This window comes from Betaproteobacteria bacterium, from assembly GCA_009693245.1.
In the GTDB taxonomy this organism is placed as follows: domain Bacteria; phylum Pseudomonadota; class Gammaproteobacteria; order Burkholderiales; family SHXO01; genus SHXO01.
The window spans coordinates 1-18,698 of record SHXO01000066.1; the positions used below are offsets into that span (position 1 = coordinate 1).

At 59.6% G+C, this 18,698-nt stretch carries 18 protein-coding genes; 7 read left to right on the forward strand and 11 right to left on the reverse strand.

Going from position 1 to position 18,698, the window contains the following annotated elements; all coding sequences use genetic code 11:
- Positions 1 to 234: 234 nt before the first annotated feature.
- The 5 genes from EXR36_11335 to EXR36_11355 all read left to right on the forward strand — a co-directional run bounded on the left by EXR36_11335 (position 235) and on the right by EXR36_11355 (position 5,144).
- The gene (locus EXR36_11335) at positions 235 to 1,533 is read left to right on the forward strand and encodes a branched-chain amino acid ABC transporter substrate-binding protein (GenBank protein ID MSQ60207.1); all 1,299 of its coding nucleotides are present in this window, start codon (positions 235 to 237) and stop codon (positions 1,531 to 1,533) included.
- 69 nt (positions 1,534 to 1,602) lie between these two features.
- A complete protein-coding gene (locus EXR36_11340; protein MSQ60208.1) occupies positions 1,603 to 2,595 on the forward strand; it encodes a branched-chain amino acid ABC transporter permease in 993 nt (330 codons plus the stop codon).
- Between the two features lies 1 nt (position 2,596).
- The gene (locus tag EXR36_11345) at positions 2,597 to 3,670 is read left to right on the forward strand and encodes an ABC transporter ATP-binding protein (GenBank protein ID MSQ60209.1); all 1,074 of its coding nucleotides are present in this window, start codon (positions 2,597 to 2,599) and stop codon (positions 3,668 to 3,670) included.
- On the forward strand, positions 3,667 to 4,437 hold the full coding sequence (locus tag EXR36_11350; GenBank protein ID MSQ60210.1) for an ABC transporter ATP-binding protein: 771 nt from the start codon (positions 3,667 to 3,669) through the stop codon (positions 4,435 to 4,437). The genes EXR36_11345 and EXR36_11350 overlap by 4 nt, the downstream gene beginning before the upstream one ends.
- A 2-nt stretch (positions 4,438 to 4,439) precedes the next feature.
- Complete coding sequence (locus EXR36_11355; GenBank protein MSQ60211.1) at positions 4,440 to 5,144, forward strand: ABC transporter ATP-binding protein; 705 nt, start codon at positions 4,440 to 4,442, stop codon at positions 5,142 to 5,144.
- Positions 5,145 to 5,187: 43 nt separating this feature from the next.
- Here the strand turns inward: EXR36_11355 and EXR36_11360 are convergent, their stop codons facing one another.
- The 11 genes from EXR36_11360 to EXR36_11410 all read right to left on the reverse strand — a co-directional run bounded on the left by EXR36_11360 (position 5,188) and on the right by EXR36_11410 (position 15,569).
- A complete protein-coding gene (locus EXR36_11360) occupies positions 5,188 to 5,544 on the reverse strand; it encodes a hypothetical protein (GenBank protein MSQ60212.1) in 357 nt (118 codons plus the stop codon).
- A 97-nt stretch (positions 5,545 to 5,641) separates the two neighbouring features.
- Positions 5,642 to 6,541 (reverse strand): oxygen-dependent coproporphyrinogen oxidase, encoded by a 900-nt coding sequence (locus EXR36_11365; GenBank protein MSQ60213.1) that lies wholly within the window; start codon positions 6,539 to 6,541, stop codon positions 5,642 to 5,644.
- Positions 6,538 to 7,815 (reverse strand): phosphoribosylamine--glycine ligase, encoded by a 1,278-nt coding sequence (purD, locus tag EXR36_11370; GenBank protein ID MSQ60214.1) that lies wholly within the window; start codon positions 7,813 to 7,815, stop codon positions 6,538 to 6,540. Before purD ends, EXR36_11365 begins: the two co-directional genes overlap by 4 nt.
- A gap of 65 nt (positions 7,816 to 7,880) precedes the next feature.
- Positions 7,881 to 9,431 carry a bifunctional phosphoribosylaminoimidazolecarboxamide formyltransferase/IMP cyclohydrolase gene (gene purH / locus EXR36_11375; GenBank protein MSQ60215.1) on the reverse strand — a complete coding sequence of 517 codons (1,551 nt, stop codon included), beginning with the start codon at positions 9,429 to 9,431 and terminating at the stop codon, positions 7,881 to 7,883.
- Entirely contained in the window at positions 9,432 to 9,674 is a 243-nt protein-coding gene (locus EXR36_11380; GenBank protein MSQ60216.1) for a Fis family transcriptional regulator, read from the reverse strand. It abuts the gene before it with no gap.
- The gene (dusB, locus tag EXR36_11385; GenBank protein ID MSQ60217.1) at positions 9,671 to 10,660 is read right to left on the reverse strand and encodes a tRNA dihydrouridine synthase DusB; all 990 of its coding nucleotides are present in this window, start codon (positions 10,658 to 10,660) and stop codon (positions 9,671 to 9,673) included. The genes EXR36_11380 and dusB overlap by 4 nt, the downstream gene beginning before the upstream one ends.
- Before the next feature lie 111 nt (positions 10,661 to 10,771).
- Complete coding sequence (locus EXR36_11390; protein MSQ60218.1) at positions 10,772 to 11,908, reverse strand: 2-polyprenyl-6-methoxyphenol hydroxylase; 1,137 nt, start codon at positions 11,906 to 11,908, stop codon at positions 10,772 to 10,774.
- On the reverse strand, positions 11,909 to 13,210 hold the full coding sequence (locus tag EXR36_11395; GenBank protein ID MSQ60219.1) for a Xaa-Pro aminopeptidase: 1,302 nt from the start codon (positions 13,208 to 13,210) through the stop codon (positions 11,909 to 11,911).
- Positions 13,211 to 13,255: 45 nt separating this feature from the next.
- A complete protein-coding gene (locus EXR36_11400) occupies positions 13,256 to 13,879 on the reverse strand; it encodes an FMN-binding negative transcriptional regulator (protein ID MSQ60220.1) in 624 nt (207 codons plus the stop codon).
- Positions 13,876 to 14,556, reverse strand: a complete 681-nt coding sequence (locus EXR36_11405) for a nucleotidyltransferase family protein (protein ID MSQ60221.1) — start codon at positions 14,554 to 14,556, stop codon at positions 13,876 to 13,878. The genes EXR36_11400 and EXR36_11405 overlap by 4 nt, the downstream gene beginning before the upstream one ends.
- Positions 14,557 to 14,576: 20 nt before the next feature.
- Positions 14,577 to 15,569 carry an aminoglycoside phosphotransferase gene (locus EXR36_11410; GenBank protein ID MSQ60222.1) on the reverse strand — a complete coding sequence of 331 codons (993 nt, stop codon included), beginning with the start codon at positions 15,567 to 15,569 and terminating at the stop codon, positions 14,577 to 14,579.
- Here EXR36_11410 and EXR36_11415 point away from each other — a divergent pair.
- Together EXR36_11415 and EXR36_11420 are read left to right on the forward strand one after the other, a co-directional pair.
- A complete protein-coding gene (locus EXR36_11415; protein ID MSQ60223.1) occupies positions 15,568 to 17,853 on the forward strand; it encodes an LPS-assembly protein LptD in 2,286 nt (761 codons plus the stop codon). The genes EXR36_11410 and EXR36_11415 overlap by 2 nt on opposite strands.
- The coding region (locus EXR36_11420; GenBank protein MSQ60224.1) for a molecular chaperone SurA at positions 17,850 to 18,698 on the forward strand (849 nt) is incomplete at its 3' end. The genes EXR36_11415 and EXR36_11420, both read left to right, overlap by 4 nt.

Sequence of the window (18,698 nt, forward strand, 5' to 3'; positions counted from 1 at the left end):
CCCGATGCGGACATCAAGGCTCTGGTGAAGTGGGTGCTATCGGCGCAATAATCGCGGCGGCCTAAGGAAAAAAAGCCGGTCCTTGTACAGGCTTTTTTGTTCCCTACGCGAGCGCGTCCCTGCATGCAGGTACCAGCCCCAACTCAATGAATTGAAGGGATTTGTTTGACATCTTTATGACGTCGGAGAATAATCCGCGCAGTTTTTGCCATCACCCTTCCAATGAGGAGTCCCATGAATTCTCGCAATCCATTGCCCGGATTTGCCAAGACCGTCCTAACGGCCACACTCGCTATCGCCCTGGTTGCCTGCGGAAAGAAAGAGCAAGCGCCCCCGCCCGCCGCGCAAGCGCCCGCCGCCCCGGCGGAAACCATCGTCAAGATCGGTCACGTTGCGCCCCTAACGGGTGGCATCTCGCATCTGGGCAAGGACAATGAGAACGGCGCCGCGCTCGCCATCGAAGAGGCCAACAAGGCCGGTATCACCATCGGCGGGCACAAAATCAAGTTCGAGATGATGGGTGAGGACGACCAAGCCGATCCCAAGGTGGGCACCACCGTGGCGCAAAAACTGGTGGATGCGAAAGTCGCGGGTATTGTTGGGCATTTGAATTCCGGAGTGACCATTCCGGCCTCTGCCCTCTACAACCAAGCGGGCATTCCGATGATCACCGCTTCCGCCACGAACCCGGCGCTGACCGAGCAGGGCTTCAAGAACATCTTCCGGGTGGTGGGACGCGACGACCAGCAAGGTCCCGCCGTCGCCAACTACCTCGTGAGCCAAAGCAAACCTAAAACCGCTGCCGTCATCGATGATGCCACAGCCTACGGCGAAGGGCTGGCCAATGAAGTCGAGAAGACCCTCAAGGCGGCGGGGGTGAGGGTGCTGCCCCGCGAGAAGGGAACCGACAAAACCACGGATTGGAAAGCGATTCTTACCAAACTCAAGGGCAAGAAACCCGATGCCGTGTTTTTCGGCGGCATGGATGCCTCGGGCGGTCCGCTTCTCAAGCAGGCCCGTGAACTCGGAATCAAGGCTGTCTTCGCCTACGGAGATGGCGCATGCACGAACAAGATGACCGAACTCGCGGGAGCGGCGGCTGAAGGCATGATTTGTTCGCAGGCCGGAATTCCTGTCAAGGCCGCGAGCCAGAGCTTTCTGGATGCCTACAAAGCCAAATTCAATGCCGATCCGATTCTCTATGCGCCCTTTACCTACGATGCGGCGAATCTGTTGATCGAAGCCATGAAGAAGGCGGATTCCACCGACCCGGCGAAGTACTTGGCCGCGTTGCATTCAGCCAGCCACAAGGGCGCGAGCGGATTGATAGAGTTCGACGAGAAAGGCGATCGCAAGGACGCCGAGATGACTATCTTCACCATGAAGGCCGGAAAGATCGAACCCATCGCCATCATCAAGAGTGGCAAGAGCATGACCATGGAAGAGTACGTGGCGGCCACGGCCCCCGCGCCTGCTGCTTCCGCTCCGGCGGCGGCACCCGCGGCCGAGCCGGCGAAGGAACCCGCCAAATAAGCTAGACCGAACGCAACTCAAGCCATGAAAAAAACGGCACCTCAGTGGTGCCGTTTTTTTTGTTCGTAGATGGATATCTTTCTCCAGCAGATCATCAATGGACTGACACTTGGTAGTGTCTACGCCATCGTGGCGCTGGGATACACCATGGTGTACGGCATCATTCAGCTCATCAATTTCGCCCACGGAGAGGTGGTGATGCTGGGTGCCATGGTGGCTTTCACGGTCATTACAAGTCTTGTTGGGGCACAGGTTCCCTTGCCGGCGCTGCTGATCGTTCTTGCGGGAACGCTGGCGGCGGTTCCTGTATGCATGGCTACCGGCTATATGCTGGAAAGAGTGGCCTACCGCCCTCTGCGCAAGGCGCCGCGCTTGGCGCCATTGATTACCGCCATCGGAATGTCCATCATCTTGCAGCATGTGGCCATGCTGGTGTGGAGCCGCAACAATCTGGCGTTTCCGCAAATCATTCCGGTCATCACCTTCGAGGTCGCGGGCGCCACCATCACCGCGGTGCAAATTGGCATCATCTCGATCTCCTTTCTCTTGATGACGGGCCTCACGCTCATGGTCTACCGCACCAAGCTTGGCGTGGCCATGCGCGCGACGGCGGAGAACGCTTCCGTGGCGGCGCTGATGGGCGTCTCGGTGGACCGGGTGATCGCGTCCACCTTTCTCATCGGCGCCGCGCTCGGTGCCATCGCCGGGGTCATGTTCGGCAGTTACTACGGAATCGCGCACTACACCATGGGCGCGGTGCTGGGACTCAAGGCATTTTCAGCCGCGGTGTTAGGGGGGATCGGCAATCTCGCGGGGGCCATGGTGGGCGGCGTGCTGCTGGGCTTGGTGGAGTCATTGGGCGCGGGCTATATTGGGGACCTCACGGATCTATGCAGATGGCCCCTGGTGCAAGGTTGGGTGTCGGAGCGGTGCCAACTCGACGGGCACATGATCCTTTTCGGCAGTAACTACCAGGACGTGTTTGCCTTCTTGGTATTGATCCTGGTGCTGGTGATTCGCCCGTCCGGCTTACTGGGCGAGCGCGTGGCGGACCGGGCGTGAGATGAAGCGCTGGTTCGATTTCTTGTCCGGTTCGCGCTCCTCCAAAGCGGGACTGGCGTTCGTCGTCGTGGCCCTGTTGATTCTGCCTTTCGCACTCACCCAAGCCGGCACGGCTTGGGTTCGAATCACCAATCTCGCCATCTTGTTCGCTCTGCTGTCCTTGGGGCTCAACATCGTGGTGGGGTTCGCCGGTTTGCTCGATCTGGGCTACATCGCTTTTTACGCCGTGGGCGCCTACACGTATGCTCTTCTGGCGTCGCCGCATTTCGGGCTGGCACTGCCCTTTTGGGTGGTGCTGCCCATCGGCGCCTTGATCGCTTGCACCTTTGGCGTGCTGTTGGGTGCGCCCACGCTGAAATTACGCGGGGACTATCTTGCCATCGTGACCTTGGGCTTCGGGGAGATCGTCCGTATCTTCTTGAACAACCTATCCCAGCCCTTCAACCTCACCAACGGGCCCCGTGGCATCGCCCGCATCGAACCGGTACAAATTGGCGGCGTGAGTTTTCGCGGCACCGACACCTGGTTCGGGTTTTCGGTGAGCGGACCCATGAAGTACTACTACTTGCTGCTGGCCGTTCTGGTGGTGGTCATCATTATCAACTTGCGCCTGGAGGATTCGCGCATCGGGCGTGCGTGGCAAGCCATCCGCGAGGACGAATTGGCGGCCAAGGCCGTGGGCATCAACACCACGCACATCAAGTTGCTGGCGTTTGCCATGGGCGCGTCCTTCGGCGGTATCGCGGGAGGCATCTTCGCCGCCATTCAAGGATTCATCAGCCCCGAGAGTTTCGTGCTGGTGGAATCCATCATGGTGCTGGCCATGGTGGTACTCGGCGGGATGGGAAATATTTTCGGAGTGATCGCGGGCGCCGTGCTTCTTTCTTTTGTTCCGGAGATTTTGCGTTACACCGTGGAGCCATTGCAGAAGTCCCTCTTCGGCAAGATGATCATAGAGCCCGAGGTGATCCGCATGCTGTTGTTCGGATTAGCGTTGGTGCTGATGATGCGCTTTCGGCCCGCCGGGCTGTGGCCGTCTTCCACGCGGCGGCGCGAACTTCGCGGCCCATCATGACGGGCGTGATCTTGGAGGCTCGCGGCGTGTCGAAGCGCTTCGGCGGAGTGAAAGCGTTGAACGCGGTGTCGCTCACGATTCAGAGGGGCGAAATCTATGGCCTTATCGGCCCCAATGGCGCGGGTAAGACTACTCTATTCAATTGCCTGACCGGCCTCTACCAAGCCAATGAAGGCGAGTTCTCGCTCGAAGGCAAGAAGCTCGTCACGGAAGCGCCACACGCCGTTGCCGTGCAAGGCATCGCGCGCACTTTTCAGAACATTCGCCTGTTCGGCAACATGAGTGCGCTGGAAAATGTCATGGTGGGCCGCCATGTGCGCACGCGCGCGCGCGCGATGGGCGCTATCTTTCGCACGCGAGCGACCGTTGCCGAGGAACGCTCCATTACCGAGCGCGCCCAGGAATTACTACGCTACGTCGGAATCGAGTCCCGTGCCAACGACACGGCCAACCAACTTTCCTACGGGGACCAGCGGCGGCTGGAAATCGCGCGCGCACTGGCCACCGAGCCCAAGATTCTCGCCCTGGATGAGCCCGCGGCGGGCATGAACGCCACGGAGACGGCGAGCCTGCGCAAACTCATCACGGCGCTTCGGCATGACGGCATCACCGTGTTGCTGATCGAGCACGATGTGAAGCTAGTGATGGGATTGTGCGACCGAGTGGCGGTGCTGGACTACGGCGAAAAAATCGCCGAGGACGTTCCGGCCAAGGTGCAACGTGATGCGAAAGTGATCGAGGCGTATCTGGGCGGAGCGGTCGCATAGCGATGCTTCAAGTGGATCACCTCAAGGTTCACTACGGCGGCATCGCGGCGGTCAAGGGCGTGAGCTTCGAGGTGGGCCGCGGCGAGATGGTGTGCCTTATCGGTGCTAATGGCGCGGGGAAAACCACGACGCTCAAGGCCATCGCCGGCATGCTCAAACCCGCGGGAGGAACCGTGCGCTATGACGGGGCGGATATCACCGGAGCGCTTTCCCACACGCTGGTCACACGCGGACTAGCGCTGGTACCCGAGGGGCGCGGCGTGTTCGCGCGTCTCACCGTGGAAGAAAACCTTGGCATGGGCGCCTACACGCGCAACGAGGCGGGCGCGGTCAAACAGGATTTGGAGCATGCCTACGCCTTGTTTCCGCGCTTGAAGGAACGTAAGACGCAATTAGCCGGCACGCTTTCCGGTGGTGAGCAGCAAATGCTTGCCATCGCGCGCGCCCTCATGAGCAAACCGAAGCTGTTGGTCTTGGATGAGCCCAGCATGGGCTTGGCACCCCTCATGGTGCAAAAGATTTTCGAAACCATCCGCAAAGTGAGAGACGAAGGCGTCACCGTGCTGCTGGTGGAGCAAAACGCCAAGCTCGCTCTGGAGGTGAGCCAGCGTGGCTATGTGATGGAAAGCGGGGAGGTGACTCTCACGGGGGACGCCAAGGAGTTGCTCGAGAACCCGGAAGTGCGTAAAGCGTATTTGGGAGAGTAATAAAAAAAGGGAGCCGCTTGGCTCTCCTTGAAGTAAGTCTAAATCAGTCGTCCCGGTGCTTTTTCTTCCAGCCTTTCTTCTTGCCTTTTCGGTGGCCAGGAGGACCTTCATGCTCCTCTGCTTCGACGACTCGCACGCGCTCCTTCACCACGACCTTTTCTTTAACCACGACATCGGGTTTCCGGGTGCTGGAACCCACGGCCGCGCCTGTTGCGCCACCGATGGCACCGCCAATGATGGCACCTTTGGTACCCCCAACGTGGGAGCCGACTCCCGCGCCCACACCACCGCCCACCGCGCCACCTACCACGGCCCCGAGATCGACATCACCGGCTTGCACCATGCTGGCGGCGAGCGCCAGCACCAACCCCAACCCCGAGAACATAGAAACGTATCGCATGCATGACCTCATCATTAAGTGCGTTCAAGCGAACAACGCGAAGGCACAACGCAGTACCCATGCCTTGCCCGAAAGGTCAAATCCAGCGAGAGATTTGTCACGAAACCCAGTCCCGGGCCACGAGAAAGTCCGTGTAAAGCCGAGCTTCGGCACTCCCAGGTTCGGGGTGCCAATCGTAGCGCCACTTCACGATGGGCGGCAGCGACATGAGTATGGACTCCGTGCGCCCTTGAGATTGCAGGCCAAACAAGGTGCCGCGGTCGAAGACGAGATTGAACTCCACGTAGCGCCCGCGCCTGTAGGCTTGAAAGTCGCGCTCACGCTCGCCATAGGCAATATCGCGGCGGCATGCAACGATGGGTGCATAGCCTGTTAGGAAATTTTTCCCCACGTTACTCATCAGCGCGAAGGAGAAGCCGAAATCCTGGTCGGCTAGATCGTCGAAAAAAATGCCGCCGATGCCGCGCGGTTCCTTACGATGTTTCAGATATAAATATTCGTCGCACCATTTCTTGAAGCGCGGATGATAGTGCTCGCCGAAGGGATCAAGCGCCGCCTTGCAGGTGCGATGGAAATGAACGGCGTCTTCCGCGAAGGCGTAGTAAGGCGTTAAATCCATGCCCCCGCCGAACCACCACACTGGGTCCGCGCCTGCTTTTTCCGCCAAGAAGTGGCGCACGTTCATGTGCGCGGTGGGCACGTAAGGATTGCGCGGGTGCAACACAAGGGAAACGCCCATGGCCTGAAATCCGCGCCCGGCCAGTTCTGGCCGCGATGCCGAGGCGGATGGCGGCAGTGCCGCGCCCAATACATGGGAGAAGGAAACCCCCGCGCGTTCGAATAGATTGCCTTCTTCCAGCAGGCAGCTTAATCCACCGCCGCCCTCCGTACGCTCCCATCCGTCGCGGCGAAACTGCTTGCCATCGAGTTCTTCCAGTTTCTTAACGATATTCTGCTGGAGTTCCAGGAGAAAGCAGCGTACGGCTTCGGTGTTCACGAACGCTTTGGGGCCAGGGCGCGATAACCGATGTCACGCCTCATATGTTTGCCAGGGAATTTAATTTGGCCGGCGGCTTCGTAGGCACGGCGCTGCGCGACGCGCACCGTGTCTCCGAGCGCCGTCACGCAAAGCACACGGCCGCCATGGGTGAGGATGCGCCCTTCCTCATTCCTGGTGCCCGAGTGAAAGACGTGAACGTCGTCGCTGTCACGAGGAATTCCGCTGATCTCATCGCCCTTGCGCGGATCGCCGGGATAGCCCGCGGCCGCGAGCACAACGCCCAGCGCGACGCGCCGGTCCCACTGCGCCTCGATGCGATCCAGCGTGCCATTCACGCCATGTTCCACGAGCGCGAACAAATCGCTCTTCAAGCGCATCATGATGGGTTGCGTTTCCGGGTCGCCCATGCGGCAGTTGAATTCCAGCACTTTAATTTGGCCATCCGGCGTGAGCATGAGTCCGGCATAGAGAAATCCCGTGTAGGGTTCGCCATTAGCATCCATCGCGGCCACGGTGGGCTGAATCACTTCGCGCATGATGCGCGCGTGCAACTCCGGTGTGACCATGGGCGCCGGCGAGTACGCACCCATCCCACCCGTATTGGGCCCTTGGTCTTTGTCGAGCAGGCGCTTGTGATCCTGGCTGGTGGCAAGGGGCAAGATGTTGCGCCCGTCCACCATGACGATGAAGCTGATTTCCTCGCCTTCGATGTACTCCTCGATCACCAGCTTATTACCGGCGCCCCCTAGCGAATTGGACTGCATGAGCTGGTTGATTCCGGCGTAGGCTTCGTCCGCGGTCATGGCCACGATCACGCCCTTGCCACCCGCCAATCCATCCGCCTTGAGCACGATCGGCGCGCCCTGAGCATCCACGTAGGCATGGGCTCGCGCGGCATCGGTGAATGTCTGGTGGCGCGCGGTGGGAATGCCGTGCGCCACCATGAAATCCTTGGCGAAATTCTTGGAACTCTCCAACTGCGCGGCCTTGTGCGTGGGACCGTAGATTCTTAATCCTTCGGCACGGAAGGCGTCCACGATACCCTCGGCCAGCGGCGCCTCCGGGCCTACCACGGTGAGCGCGATGGATTCGCGCTTGGCGAACTCCAGCATCTCGCCAATATTGTTCAGGAGCGTGTTGACCACTCCGTCCTCGCCGTCCGTGCCTCCATTGCCGGGCGCGACGTGGATTCGTCCCACACGGGGGGATTGAGCGAGGCGCCAACCCAGCGCATGTTCGCGGCCGCCGCTACCGATGAGGAGGAGATTCATGTGTGCGTGAGGCGTGAGCCGTGAGGCGTGAGGCAAAAAACTCGCTCGTGCCTGGCGTCAGTGCGTTAGTGGCGAAAATGGCGGACTCCCGTGAATACCATGGCGATGCCATGCTCGTTGGCGGCGGCGATGACTTCGTCGTCGCGCATGCTCCCGCCAGGTTGAATGATGGCTTGGGCACCGGCCTTGGCGACGACGTCCAAGCCATCCCGGAAAGGGAAGAAGGCATCGGAGGCCACGACCGACTTAACCAGAGGCAAACCGGCATTCTCGGCCTTGATCGCGGCGATGCGTGCGCTATCGATACGGCTCATCTGCCCTGCGCCCACCCCAAGCGTTTGCCCATCCTTGCAAAACACGATGGCATTGGACTTGACGAACTTGGCCACGCGCCAGGCAAACATGAGATCGTTCATTTGAGCGGGACTAGGTTGCACGCGCGTTACGACTTTTAATTCCTGAACTCTAACGTTTCTGAAGTCCGGTGTTTGCACCAGCAAACCGCCGCCCACGCGTTTGCTATCCCATGTGTTGGGCTGCGAGTGCATGGCAATTTCCAACACGCGCACGTTGGCCTTGGCGGATAACACGCGTATCGCCTCCGAGGTAAAACCCGGTGCCATGAGTACTTCTGCGAATTGCTGCGTTAGCGCTTGCGCGCAAGCCTCGTTGACTTCCCGGTTGAACGCAATGATGCCGCCGAAAGCCGAGGTGGGGTCGGTGCTGAAGGCGCGCCGGTACGCGGCTTCGGCAGTTTCGCCGGTGGCCACGCCGCAAGGGTTGGCATGCTTGACGATCACGCAGGCGGATTGTTTGAAGGTCTTTACGCACTCCCACGCGGCATCGCTGTCAGCGAGATTGTTGAACGACAACTCCTTGCCTTGCAATTGGCGGTAACTGCTTAGACTACCGGCGGTGGGTTCCAGATCGCGGTAGAAGGCCGCTTCTTGATGAGGATTTTCGCCGTAGCGCAAATTCTGCACTTTCACGTGGGAGAAATTGATCTGGTCCGGAAATGCCGCGCGATGCCCGTTCGCATCGAGCGCAGTGAGGTAATTTCCGATGGCGCCGTCATAGGCGGCGGTGTGGGAGAACGCCTTGCGCGCCAAGCGAAAGCGCGTCTCGGTACTGGTGTTGCCGGCCGCCCTTAATTCCTGCAGCACGGGGGCGTAGTCCGCCGGGTCCGTGACGATGGTCACATGGGCGTAATTTTTGGCCGCGGCCCGCACCATGGTAGGGCCGCCGATGTCGATGTTCTCGATGGCAGCTTCCAAGGTGCAGTTTGGTTTCGCCACGGTCTGTGCGAAGGGATAGAGATTGACCACCACCAAATCTATGGTGCCGATACCGGCGGCTTCGATGGCACGCATATGACCAGGCAGGTCACGCCGCGCGAGGATACCGCCGTGCACTTTGGGATGAAGCGTCTTGACGCGGCCATCCAGCATTTCGGGAAACCCGGTGTAGTGGGACACTTCGGTCACGCGCGCGCCACTCTCCGATAGAAGTTTGGCGGTCCCGCCCGTGGACAACAAATTGAATCCCAGAGCCAGCAATTCGCGCGCAAGCTCCACAACGCCTTCCTTATTCGAAACGCTGATGAGTGCTTGCTTCATCTAAGGAGTCTTGATGCGGTACGTTTGCATTTTCTTGCGTAGCGTGTTTCGGTTCAATCCGAGAATGTCCGCCGCCTCGGTCTGATTGCCCCCCGTGTGATTGAGGATGACCTCGATCAAGGGCTTTTCCACGCATTGGATCACCATGCCGTATACGCCCGAGGGTGTTTCGCCATCGAGATCGCGAAAATAACCCTCCAAGGTCTTGCGTACACAGCGAGCGAGTTCGTTTTCTCCGCTCATGCTGCCTCCTCCCACGGGTACTCTTGCATGTGACCGAAGAGACGCTCTACTTCGGCCAGCTGCCCGGTCCCTGTTTCCTGTTCGTTGATGCGCCGCCGGAATTGCTCCGCGCCCGGCAAGGTCTTTGTGTACCACCCGATGTGTTTGCGCGCGACGCGCACGCCGGTGTGCTCGCCGTAAAAAGCGTATAGCTCGTGTAAGTGGCCTATGAGCACGCCGAGAATTTCCTCCGGCGCGGGCGGAGGTAATGTCCGGCCGGTTTCCAGGTAGTGATTGATTTCCCGAAAGATCCATGGGCGCCCTTGCGCGGCCCGGCCAATCATGACGGCGTCGGCGTGGGTGGCGGCTAGCACCTCCTTCGCTTTTCGCGCCGTGGCAATATCGCCGTTGGCGATGATGGGGATGCTCACGGCGAATTTCACCGCGGCGATGGTCTCGTACTCCGCTTCTCCGGTAAAGCCACACGCGCGCGTGCGGCCGTGAACCGTGAGCGCTTTCACACCGGCCGCCTCGGCGATCCTGGCGATCCGAACCGCATTCTTGCTGTGCCCGTCCCATCCCGTGCGGATCTTGAGAGTGACCGGTACCTCCACCGCTTGCACGACCGCATCGAGAATGCGCCCGACAAGTACCTCGTCCCTGAGCAATGCGCTGCCCGCTTGCACGTTGCACACCTTTTTCGCGGGACATCCCATGTTGATGTCGATGATCTGCGCGCCGGTTCCTACATTGTGGCGAGCTGCCTCGGCGAGCATTCTGGGATCGGCACCGGCGATTTGCGCGGACACCGGTTGCACTTCTCCATCGTGATTGGTTCGGCGTTGCGTCTTTTCCGTGCCATAAAGGCGCGGATCGCTGGTCACCATCTCCGAGACGGCCATGGCCGCGCCCAGTTTCTTGCACAACTGGCGAAAGGGCCGGTCGGTTACACCCGCCATCGGCGCCGCTATGGTTTTATTTTCGAGCGTGTAAGGGCCGATTCGCATGGGTTGCGCGGGAGATAGCGAGGGAAGGACGCGGGAAGGGTGCGATTGTAGCGCAAGCTCTTATCGCTTGTATCCGCCGGGGAGGAAAAACGAAAAATGCAGGCCCGGCAATTACAAGCCGAACATCATGTGGCGCGCGAAAGCGGTGCGTAGAGGTTTAAAGCGAGCGAGCGAGGACAAAGCTAGAGTTCGCCCGGCTCGCACAGCGGGATGCGAACTTCCAAAAATCCCCACCAACGCATCGGTGAGACGGACGCTTTGGCTTCGGTCCCGGTGCCGGTTGCTCGCGAATTCCCGCAGAATCGCCGGGTCGCCAGGATCGGCTGGCCGTTTCCATAGCAATTCGCGCAATGCCCAGATGTCGCGCAACCCAAGATTGAATCCCTGCGCCGCGACGGGATGAATTTGCTGCGCGGCGTTTCCCACGCGAAGGGCGCGCCCTTGCGAGGTGCGTGGTTCCACCACCAAGCGCAAGGGAAATCGCGCGCGCGGGGACACGCGGGTGAAGCGCCTTGCCCACGGGCCGAAAGACTCGGAGAGGGCTTGCGTGAACTCGCTGTCCCGCGCGTTCATCAGCGCATCGCCCCGCTCGGCGGACACCGTCCAAATGAGCGCGAAATGATCCTCGAAGGGCAACAAAGCGATGGGACCCGTCTCGCAAAATCGCTCATGGGCGCGGTTCAGATGGGGTTGCTGCGACCACACCTCGGCAACGATGGCCCATTGCGCGTAGTCCTTGACGCTGACGCCGTCCGAGGGCCGGCCGCCGCCCTCGGCATGAATGACCAAGGGTGCGCTCACTATCTCGGATTTGCCCGCTTCTAGTTCCACTTCAGCGGTGTGCGCACTCATGCTGGCGGTGCGCGCGGTGCAACCGAAACGAATCTCCGCGTTGGTGTGCTCTTGCAGTTTGTGCGACAGTGCCTGGCTAAGATCGTTGAATGTCGTGACATGCCCTAGCGCGGGCACGCGGCATTCGCTGGCGCGCAAGGTAACGGGTGCCAGCGCGCCGCGGTCCGACACGCGAATCTGCGTGATGCTAGTGGTATTGGACAGCGCCTGCCATACGCCCAGGCGCTCAAGGATCAGACGGCTGCCCTGCGAGAGCGCCAGAATTCTGCGGTCGTCCCGGGGAGTGGCAGCCTCGCGCTTCTCCGCGATGAGGATGCGGTACCCCAGCGATGACAGGGCAAGACCGGTGGCAATCCCAATAGGCCCCCCGCCGATGATGACGGCATCGAACGTCATCTAACGGCGCATCAGCCGTTCGATGTCCGCGACGGCTTTGGGCGCGGCCGCCGTGAGAATCTCACAACCTCTAGCAGTGACCAGAGCGTCGTCCTCAATGCGCACACCGATGTTCCAGAAGCGCTCCGGAACGTCGCTGGCCGGCCGCACATAGCATCCAGGTTCCACAGTGAGCATCATGCCTGGTTCAAGGGCGCGCCACTCGCCTTCGTGCTTGTAGTCGCCGCAATCGTGTACGTCCATGCCCAGCCAATGGCCCGTACGGTGCATGTAAAACTTGCGATAGTCCCCGGATTCGATGAGTCCCCCGAGGCTACCTTTGAGCAAGCCCAGATCGATCATGCCCTGGGTGAGAACCTTGACGGCGGCGTCGTGCGGGGCCTGGAATGTCTTCTTCGGCTTGACTTCGGCGATGGCAGCGGCTTGCGCGGCCAGCACTAATTCGTAGATAGCGCGCTGCGGCCCGCTGAATTTTCCCCCGATGGGAAAGGTGCGCGTGATATCGGCCGCGTATCCATCCAATTCGCATCCGGCATCGATGAGCAGCAGATCGCCATCCTTCATCTTGGCGTCGTTGGCGGCGTAGTGCAGCACGCAGGCATTGGCACCGCCGGCCACAATGGACGTATAAGCAGGAGCCTGCGCGCCGTGACGGCGAAACTCGTGCAACAACTCCGCCTCGATTTCGTACTCGTAACGCCCCGGCTTGGTGGCCACCATGGCGCGCTGGTGCGCCGCCGAGGAAATTTCGGCGGCCCTGCGCATGGTGGCAACTTCCTTCTCATCCTTGCGCAGCCGCATTTCATCCAGGATCCGCCGAATGTCATGCAGTTGGGAAGGGGCTGAGATGCCGCTGCGGATTTGCGCGCGCACGGCGTTCAACCATTTCATCAGGCGCGCGTCCCAGTCCGCGTGTTCTCCCATATCGCAATAGAGCACCGGTTGGCCTGCCAGTAACTCGGGCAGTTTTTCGTCCAAGGTTGAAATGGAATGCGCTTCGTCGAAACCGAACGCGCGTTTCGCCTGCGCCGGACCATAGCGAAAACCGTCCCAAATTTCGCGCTCCATATCCTTGTCGCGGCAGAACAGTATGTTCCTCGGTTTTTTTCCGGCGATCATCACCACGACGGATTCGGGTTCGGTGAATCCGGTGACGTAGTAGAAATAACTGTCGTGGCGGTAGGGATAGTGCGTGTCCCGGTTACGCTGGCGCTCAGGTGCCGTGCGAAGAACCGCAACGCCAGCTTTCATGGCGCTTGCAAGGCGCTTGCGGCGCGAGCGGAATACGCTTGTTTCGGCCATGGGGGAATTTTAGTGGGGAGGATTTAAGGGATTATAGCGAGCGCTCTACGCGCCCGCGCGCGGCTTCATGATACGGGCAAGATCAAGATCCCACGCATTTCCCGCCGTTTCCAAGGCCGCGATGACGTTGTATCTATCCTTGGGGGCGCGGTTCTGGCTTAGTTTGAACTTGCCCAGGAGTTCGGTGACGATGAGTTCGAATCCGACGATGTGAGCCGCCATCGTTGTGAGGTAAGCCGGATCCGCGGGGAGTTGCCAATGGGTGCCATTTTCTTTCTCGAAGCGTTCGGTCAAGTTCGCGGTCAAGCGCAGGATGCTGGCTTCATCCTCGATCAACCGGCATGTTCCGCTGGCGTGCACGACGGCGTAATTCCACGTGGGGACGCTGGGATGCTGGCCATACCAGGCGGGAGAAATATAGCGGTGCGGGCCGTGGAAGATAGCGAGGTGACGGCCCTGAGAAAGACATTTCCAATGCGGGTTCGCGCGCGCCATATGGCCGCTCAGTGTCCCGTAGGGTGTAGTTCCGCGCTCTAGGGTCAGGGGAAGGTGGGTGACTTGAATATCGCCATCGGCGTGGCTCACCAAGGTGGCGAAGGGCGCGCTATTGATGAGACCGTGCATTTCGCCGGTGTCGCGTTCGTTGAAGTGGGTGGGAATGTAGATCATGAGAGCCGGTCTCGTGCAAGCTGGTCTGCTTGCGCTAGCCGCTCGGGCGTGCCCACGTCCAACCACAGCCCGTCGTATTTACACCCGCTTATATCGCCTTGCGAGATCGCTTGCTTCAAGAGCGGTCCCAATGCGGCGCGGGTACCCGGTACGATGTAGGCGAAGAATGACCGCTTGTAGACTCCGATGCCACTGAAGGTATAGGGCGGCGATGACGCGAATGTCACGCGTTTGCCCTCCAAGGAAAAATCGCCTTTTGCGTTGTGAGCCGGATTGTTCACCAGCACCAAGTGGGCATTCTTTGCGTGGGACGCCAGCATGGCGGCTCTTGGCAGCAGCGCCGCGAAATCGAAGTCGGTGAAAATGTCGCCGTTCACCACGACAAAACACTCGCCCTCCAAGAGGGGCAGCGCCTTGGCTATCCCCCCCGCGGTTTCCAGCGCGGTTCCTTCGCTGGAGTAACGTATGCGAACTCCGAAGCGGGAGCCATCGCCGAGGTATGACTCGATCTGGCCGCCGAGCCAGGCATGATTGATGGCGATATCGGCGAAACCCGCCGCTTGGAGGGCTTCCACATGCCATTGAATGAGGGGCTTTCCGCCCGCCTCCAGAAGACATTTAGGCGTGCGATCCGTCAGGGGCCGCATGCGTTCGCCACGGCCCGCGGCAAGAATCATGGCTTGGGGCATCGCGGTCGTCAAAACGTGAGCCCCGCCGTAATCGACTTGCCTTGCAGTTCGTCCAGCAACCGTATCATCGGATTTAGCTCGGCATAGCGCGCGCAGGCTTTGCGCAGGTAGGCCATCACCAGCGGAAGATCCTTGAGATACCCATCCTTACCATCGCGGTGCCACAGGCGCGCGAAAATTCCCAACACCTTCAAGTGGCGTTGCACCCCCATCCACTCGAAGTCCTTGTAGAACTCGCCGAAATCGGCGGGCACGGGAAGGGAGGCTTTGCGCGCTTGTTGCCAATAGCGCGCGGTCCAGTCCAGCACGCGTTCCTCGTCCCACGCGATGTAGGCGTCCTTCAGGAGCGATACCAAGTCGTAGGAGATGGGGCCATGGACGGCGTCCTGAAAATCGAGAATGCCGGGATTGGGTGCGCCGATCATCAAATTACGCGAGTGATAGTCGCGGTGAACGTAGACCTTACCCTCGTTCAAGTTGCGCGCTAAAACCGTATTGAAGACTGCTTCCAACCGCGAGCGTTGGCCAGGCGTTAGGGCCGTGTTGAGATGGCGCTGTATGTACCAGTCCGGAAATAACATCACCTCGCGGTGGAGCAACGCGTGGTCGTAAGCGGGTAATTGACCCGCTCGGCTAGCCAGTTGAATGCTTATCAAGGCGTCAATGGCATCGCTATAAAGGCCGCCGGCATTTTCCGGTGACAAGCGCTGTAGATAGGTTTGGGCGCCAAGATCGCTCAGCAGCAAGAATCCGGCGGCGAGATCTTGCTCCACGATGCGCGGGACGTGCACGCCCGCGTCGTGGAACAACTTCGCGACGTGCACGAAGGGGCGGCAATCCTCCTGGGGCGGAGGTGCGTCCATGGCGATCAGCGTTTGCCCGTTCACGAATACGCGGAAGTAGCGCCTAAAGCTGGCGTCCGCGGAGGCAGGCTCGATTCTCAGGCTTGCTTGGCCAAGCCGTTCGTGCAGCCAAGTTTCTAGTAGTTGTTGCCGGTTCATGCCAGCGGAATTTGGTGTGCCAAAAGTAAAAGGTAGAATTGTAGCTTCCAATCCCTCTCCGCCATCTCTCGCCAGCATGTCTTATCGACCCCGCGTACTCGCGGCTTGTGCAGCGGCGGCGTTCGCGTCATCGGCCATGGCGGAAGAGCTAGGGCTGAAGCTTGATCGGCCTGGTCATCCGGATCTGAAGGCGCATTCCGCCAGTTCCGAAGAGGATTCGCCTTTCTTGATCGAGGCCGACCGTCTGGCGGGCTACCAAACAGGAGAATTTCACGCTCAAGGCGATGTGAAACTAAGCGGCCGGGGAATGCAGGCTTGGGCCGATGATTTGTTCGGATCGCTGGCGGAGAACGAACTTTCAGGAAGCGGCCATGTAAAGATCGACCGCGGGGGCGATGTCATCACGGGGAGCCGGTTTTTCTTCGACACGGATACTAACTCTGGTTACATCGAAGAACCCACATATTACATCAAGCAATATGGCGCGAGAGGCTGGGCCCGGCGCGCAGAATTCGCCGGCCAAGATCGCTTTCAGGCCACCAAGGCAATCTATACCACTTGCGAGCTGGGCCACGATGACTGGTATCTCAAGGTGAGCCAGCTCGATATAGATAGAACGCGCGACATCGGTGAAGCGAGGAACGCAACCTTACGTTTCAAGGAAGTGCCCATTCTGTACTCCCCTTGGCTCGACTTCCCTGTGGGAAGCAAGCGCAAGACAGGATTGCTCGCGCCTTCCATTGGCACCACGCAAAAAGGCGGATTTGAGATCACGACTCCGCTCTACCTTGATCTGGCGCCCAATTACGACGCCACCGTATCGCCGCGTTTCATGAGCAAGCGCGGTCTGTTGTTGAAGAACGAATTGCGCTATCTCAACCGGTCTTTTTCAGGGGAGTTGCACGCGGAGTACTTACCCGATGACCTGGTTATAAACGACTCGCGCTACGGTCTCGCCTTCAAGCATACCCATGACTTGGGCGGTGGTTTTTCGGCGTCCCTCAACTTAAATAAGGTTTCCGACGACCAATACTTCATCGATTTGAGCGACAAGATTTCCGTGACCTCGCTCACGAACTTGCCGCGGGAAGCGTCCTTGGCCTATAACGGTGGTTGGTGGAATGCCGGCGTAAGAACGCAGCGGTTTCAAACCCTGCAAGACCCCTTGGCGCCGGTGGTGCCTCCCTATGCGCGCGTCCCGCAAGTTACCTTGAACGCATCGCGTGCCAATGTACAGGTCTTCGCCCTGAACTTCCAAGGGGAGGTGGCGGCCTTCCGGCATCCCACGCAAGTGGAAGTTGTGCGGCAACTCTATTACCCGAGCGTGCAAATCCCCCTGGATGCTGGCTACTTTACTTTCACCCCCAAGGTGGGCCTGCATCACCGGCGCTACAACTTCACCAGCACCGCGCAAGAAGACGAGACGCGCACTTTGCCGGTCTTGAGCTTGGACTCAACGGTAATCATGGAGCGCGACGCCACATTGTTCGGCCAGGCTTTCTTACAGACCCTGGAGCCGCGCTTGTACTATGTGTACATTCCCTACGAGGATCAAAGCAAATTTCCTCTTCTCGACACGGCCGTGGCCGACTTCAATTTTGGCCAGATTTTCACCGAGAACCAATTCAGCGGCGCGGATCGCTTGAACGACGCCAACCAACTCACGGCGGCGGTCACTAGCCGCTTGCTCGATTCGGAGTCGGGCGAAGAAAGACTGCGGGCCGTTCTGGGCCAGCGCTATTACTTCAAGTCGCAACAGGTGACACTCAACAACCAAGTGCGTGAGTTCAATCGTTCCGATGTGCTGGCCGTGTTAAATGGCAAGCTGACGCGGGACTGGTCGGTGGATTCGGTGTTGCAATACGACATCAACAACGGGCAAGCCCAAAAGTTGAGTGTGGTGTTTCGCTACCAGCCCGAGGCAGGCAAGGCCGCCAATTTTGGTTATCGCTTTCAGCAAGATACTCTGAAGACTCTGGATATCTCCTCGCAGTGGCCGCTTTCACGCCAATGGACGGGGCTGGCGAGGTGGAACTATTCGCTTCAGGCCCGTCACATCGTCGAAGGCTTGGCGGGCCTTGAATATAATGCTGGATGCTGGGCCGTGCGCATGGTGGCGCACCGGTTCGCCACGGCGACCTCGGACCTGGTGAAATCGTTCTTCGTGCAATTGGAATTCACGGGGCTCACGGGCCTGGGCAGTAACCCCCTCGACGTTCTGCGGCAGAACATTACCGGGTATACGAAGACCACCGATTTACCCAATAAAGGAACTAACCCATGATGCAGATAGGGAAATCTTACGTCCTCGCATCGGTTCTGGCGGGAGTCATTGGAACCGGCATTGGGGCCGAGCAGCCGCGCAATAGCAAGGTCGTGGCGCTGGACCGAGTGGCCGCCGTGGTGAACGAGGACGTCATTACCTCGCTGGAGTTGGCGAATGAGGTACAACGTAGCGAGCAAATCCTCAAGAAGCAGGGGACGAAAGTTCCGCGCTATGACGAGTTCGAGCGCCAGATATTGGAAAGACTCATCACCAAGCGCGTGCTGCTGGCGAGCGCCAAGAATTTCGGCGTGCAAGTCAACGACGCCGAGCTTGAAAAAGCGTTGGAACGGATCGCCGAGGATAACAAGATGACGCCCGCCGGCTTGCGCGAGGCCGTGGAGCACGATGGGCAGGAGTTCGCGAGTTTTCGCGCAGAAATCCGCGCGGAAATTATCATCGCCCGCTTGAAGGAGCGAGAAGTCGATAGCAGGCTCACGGTGACCGATGCCGAAGTGGCATCCTTCTTGAGCCGGCAAGAGTCACAAGGGGCGGGCAAGACGGACGAATACAACGTGGCGCACATTCTCGTGGCGGTGCCAGAGCAAGCGGAAGAAGAAGAAGTCAAGCGCCGCAAGGCGAGGGCGGAGGAAGCTCTCGCCCAGCTAAATAAAGGTTTGGATTTTGCGCAGGTGGCGGCGGTCTACTCCGATGCGCCGGATGCATTGCAAGGCGGTGCCATGGGATGGCGCTCGCCCGCGCGGTTGCCTTCGCTCTTTGTCGAAGCTCTTCGAAAGTTACGCCTGGGAGAAACGGCAGTTCCCTTCCGAAGTCCCGCTGGTTTTCACATCCTAAAACTGACCGAC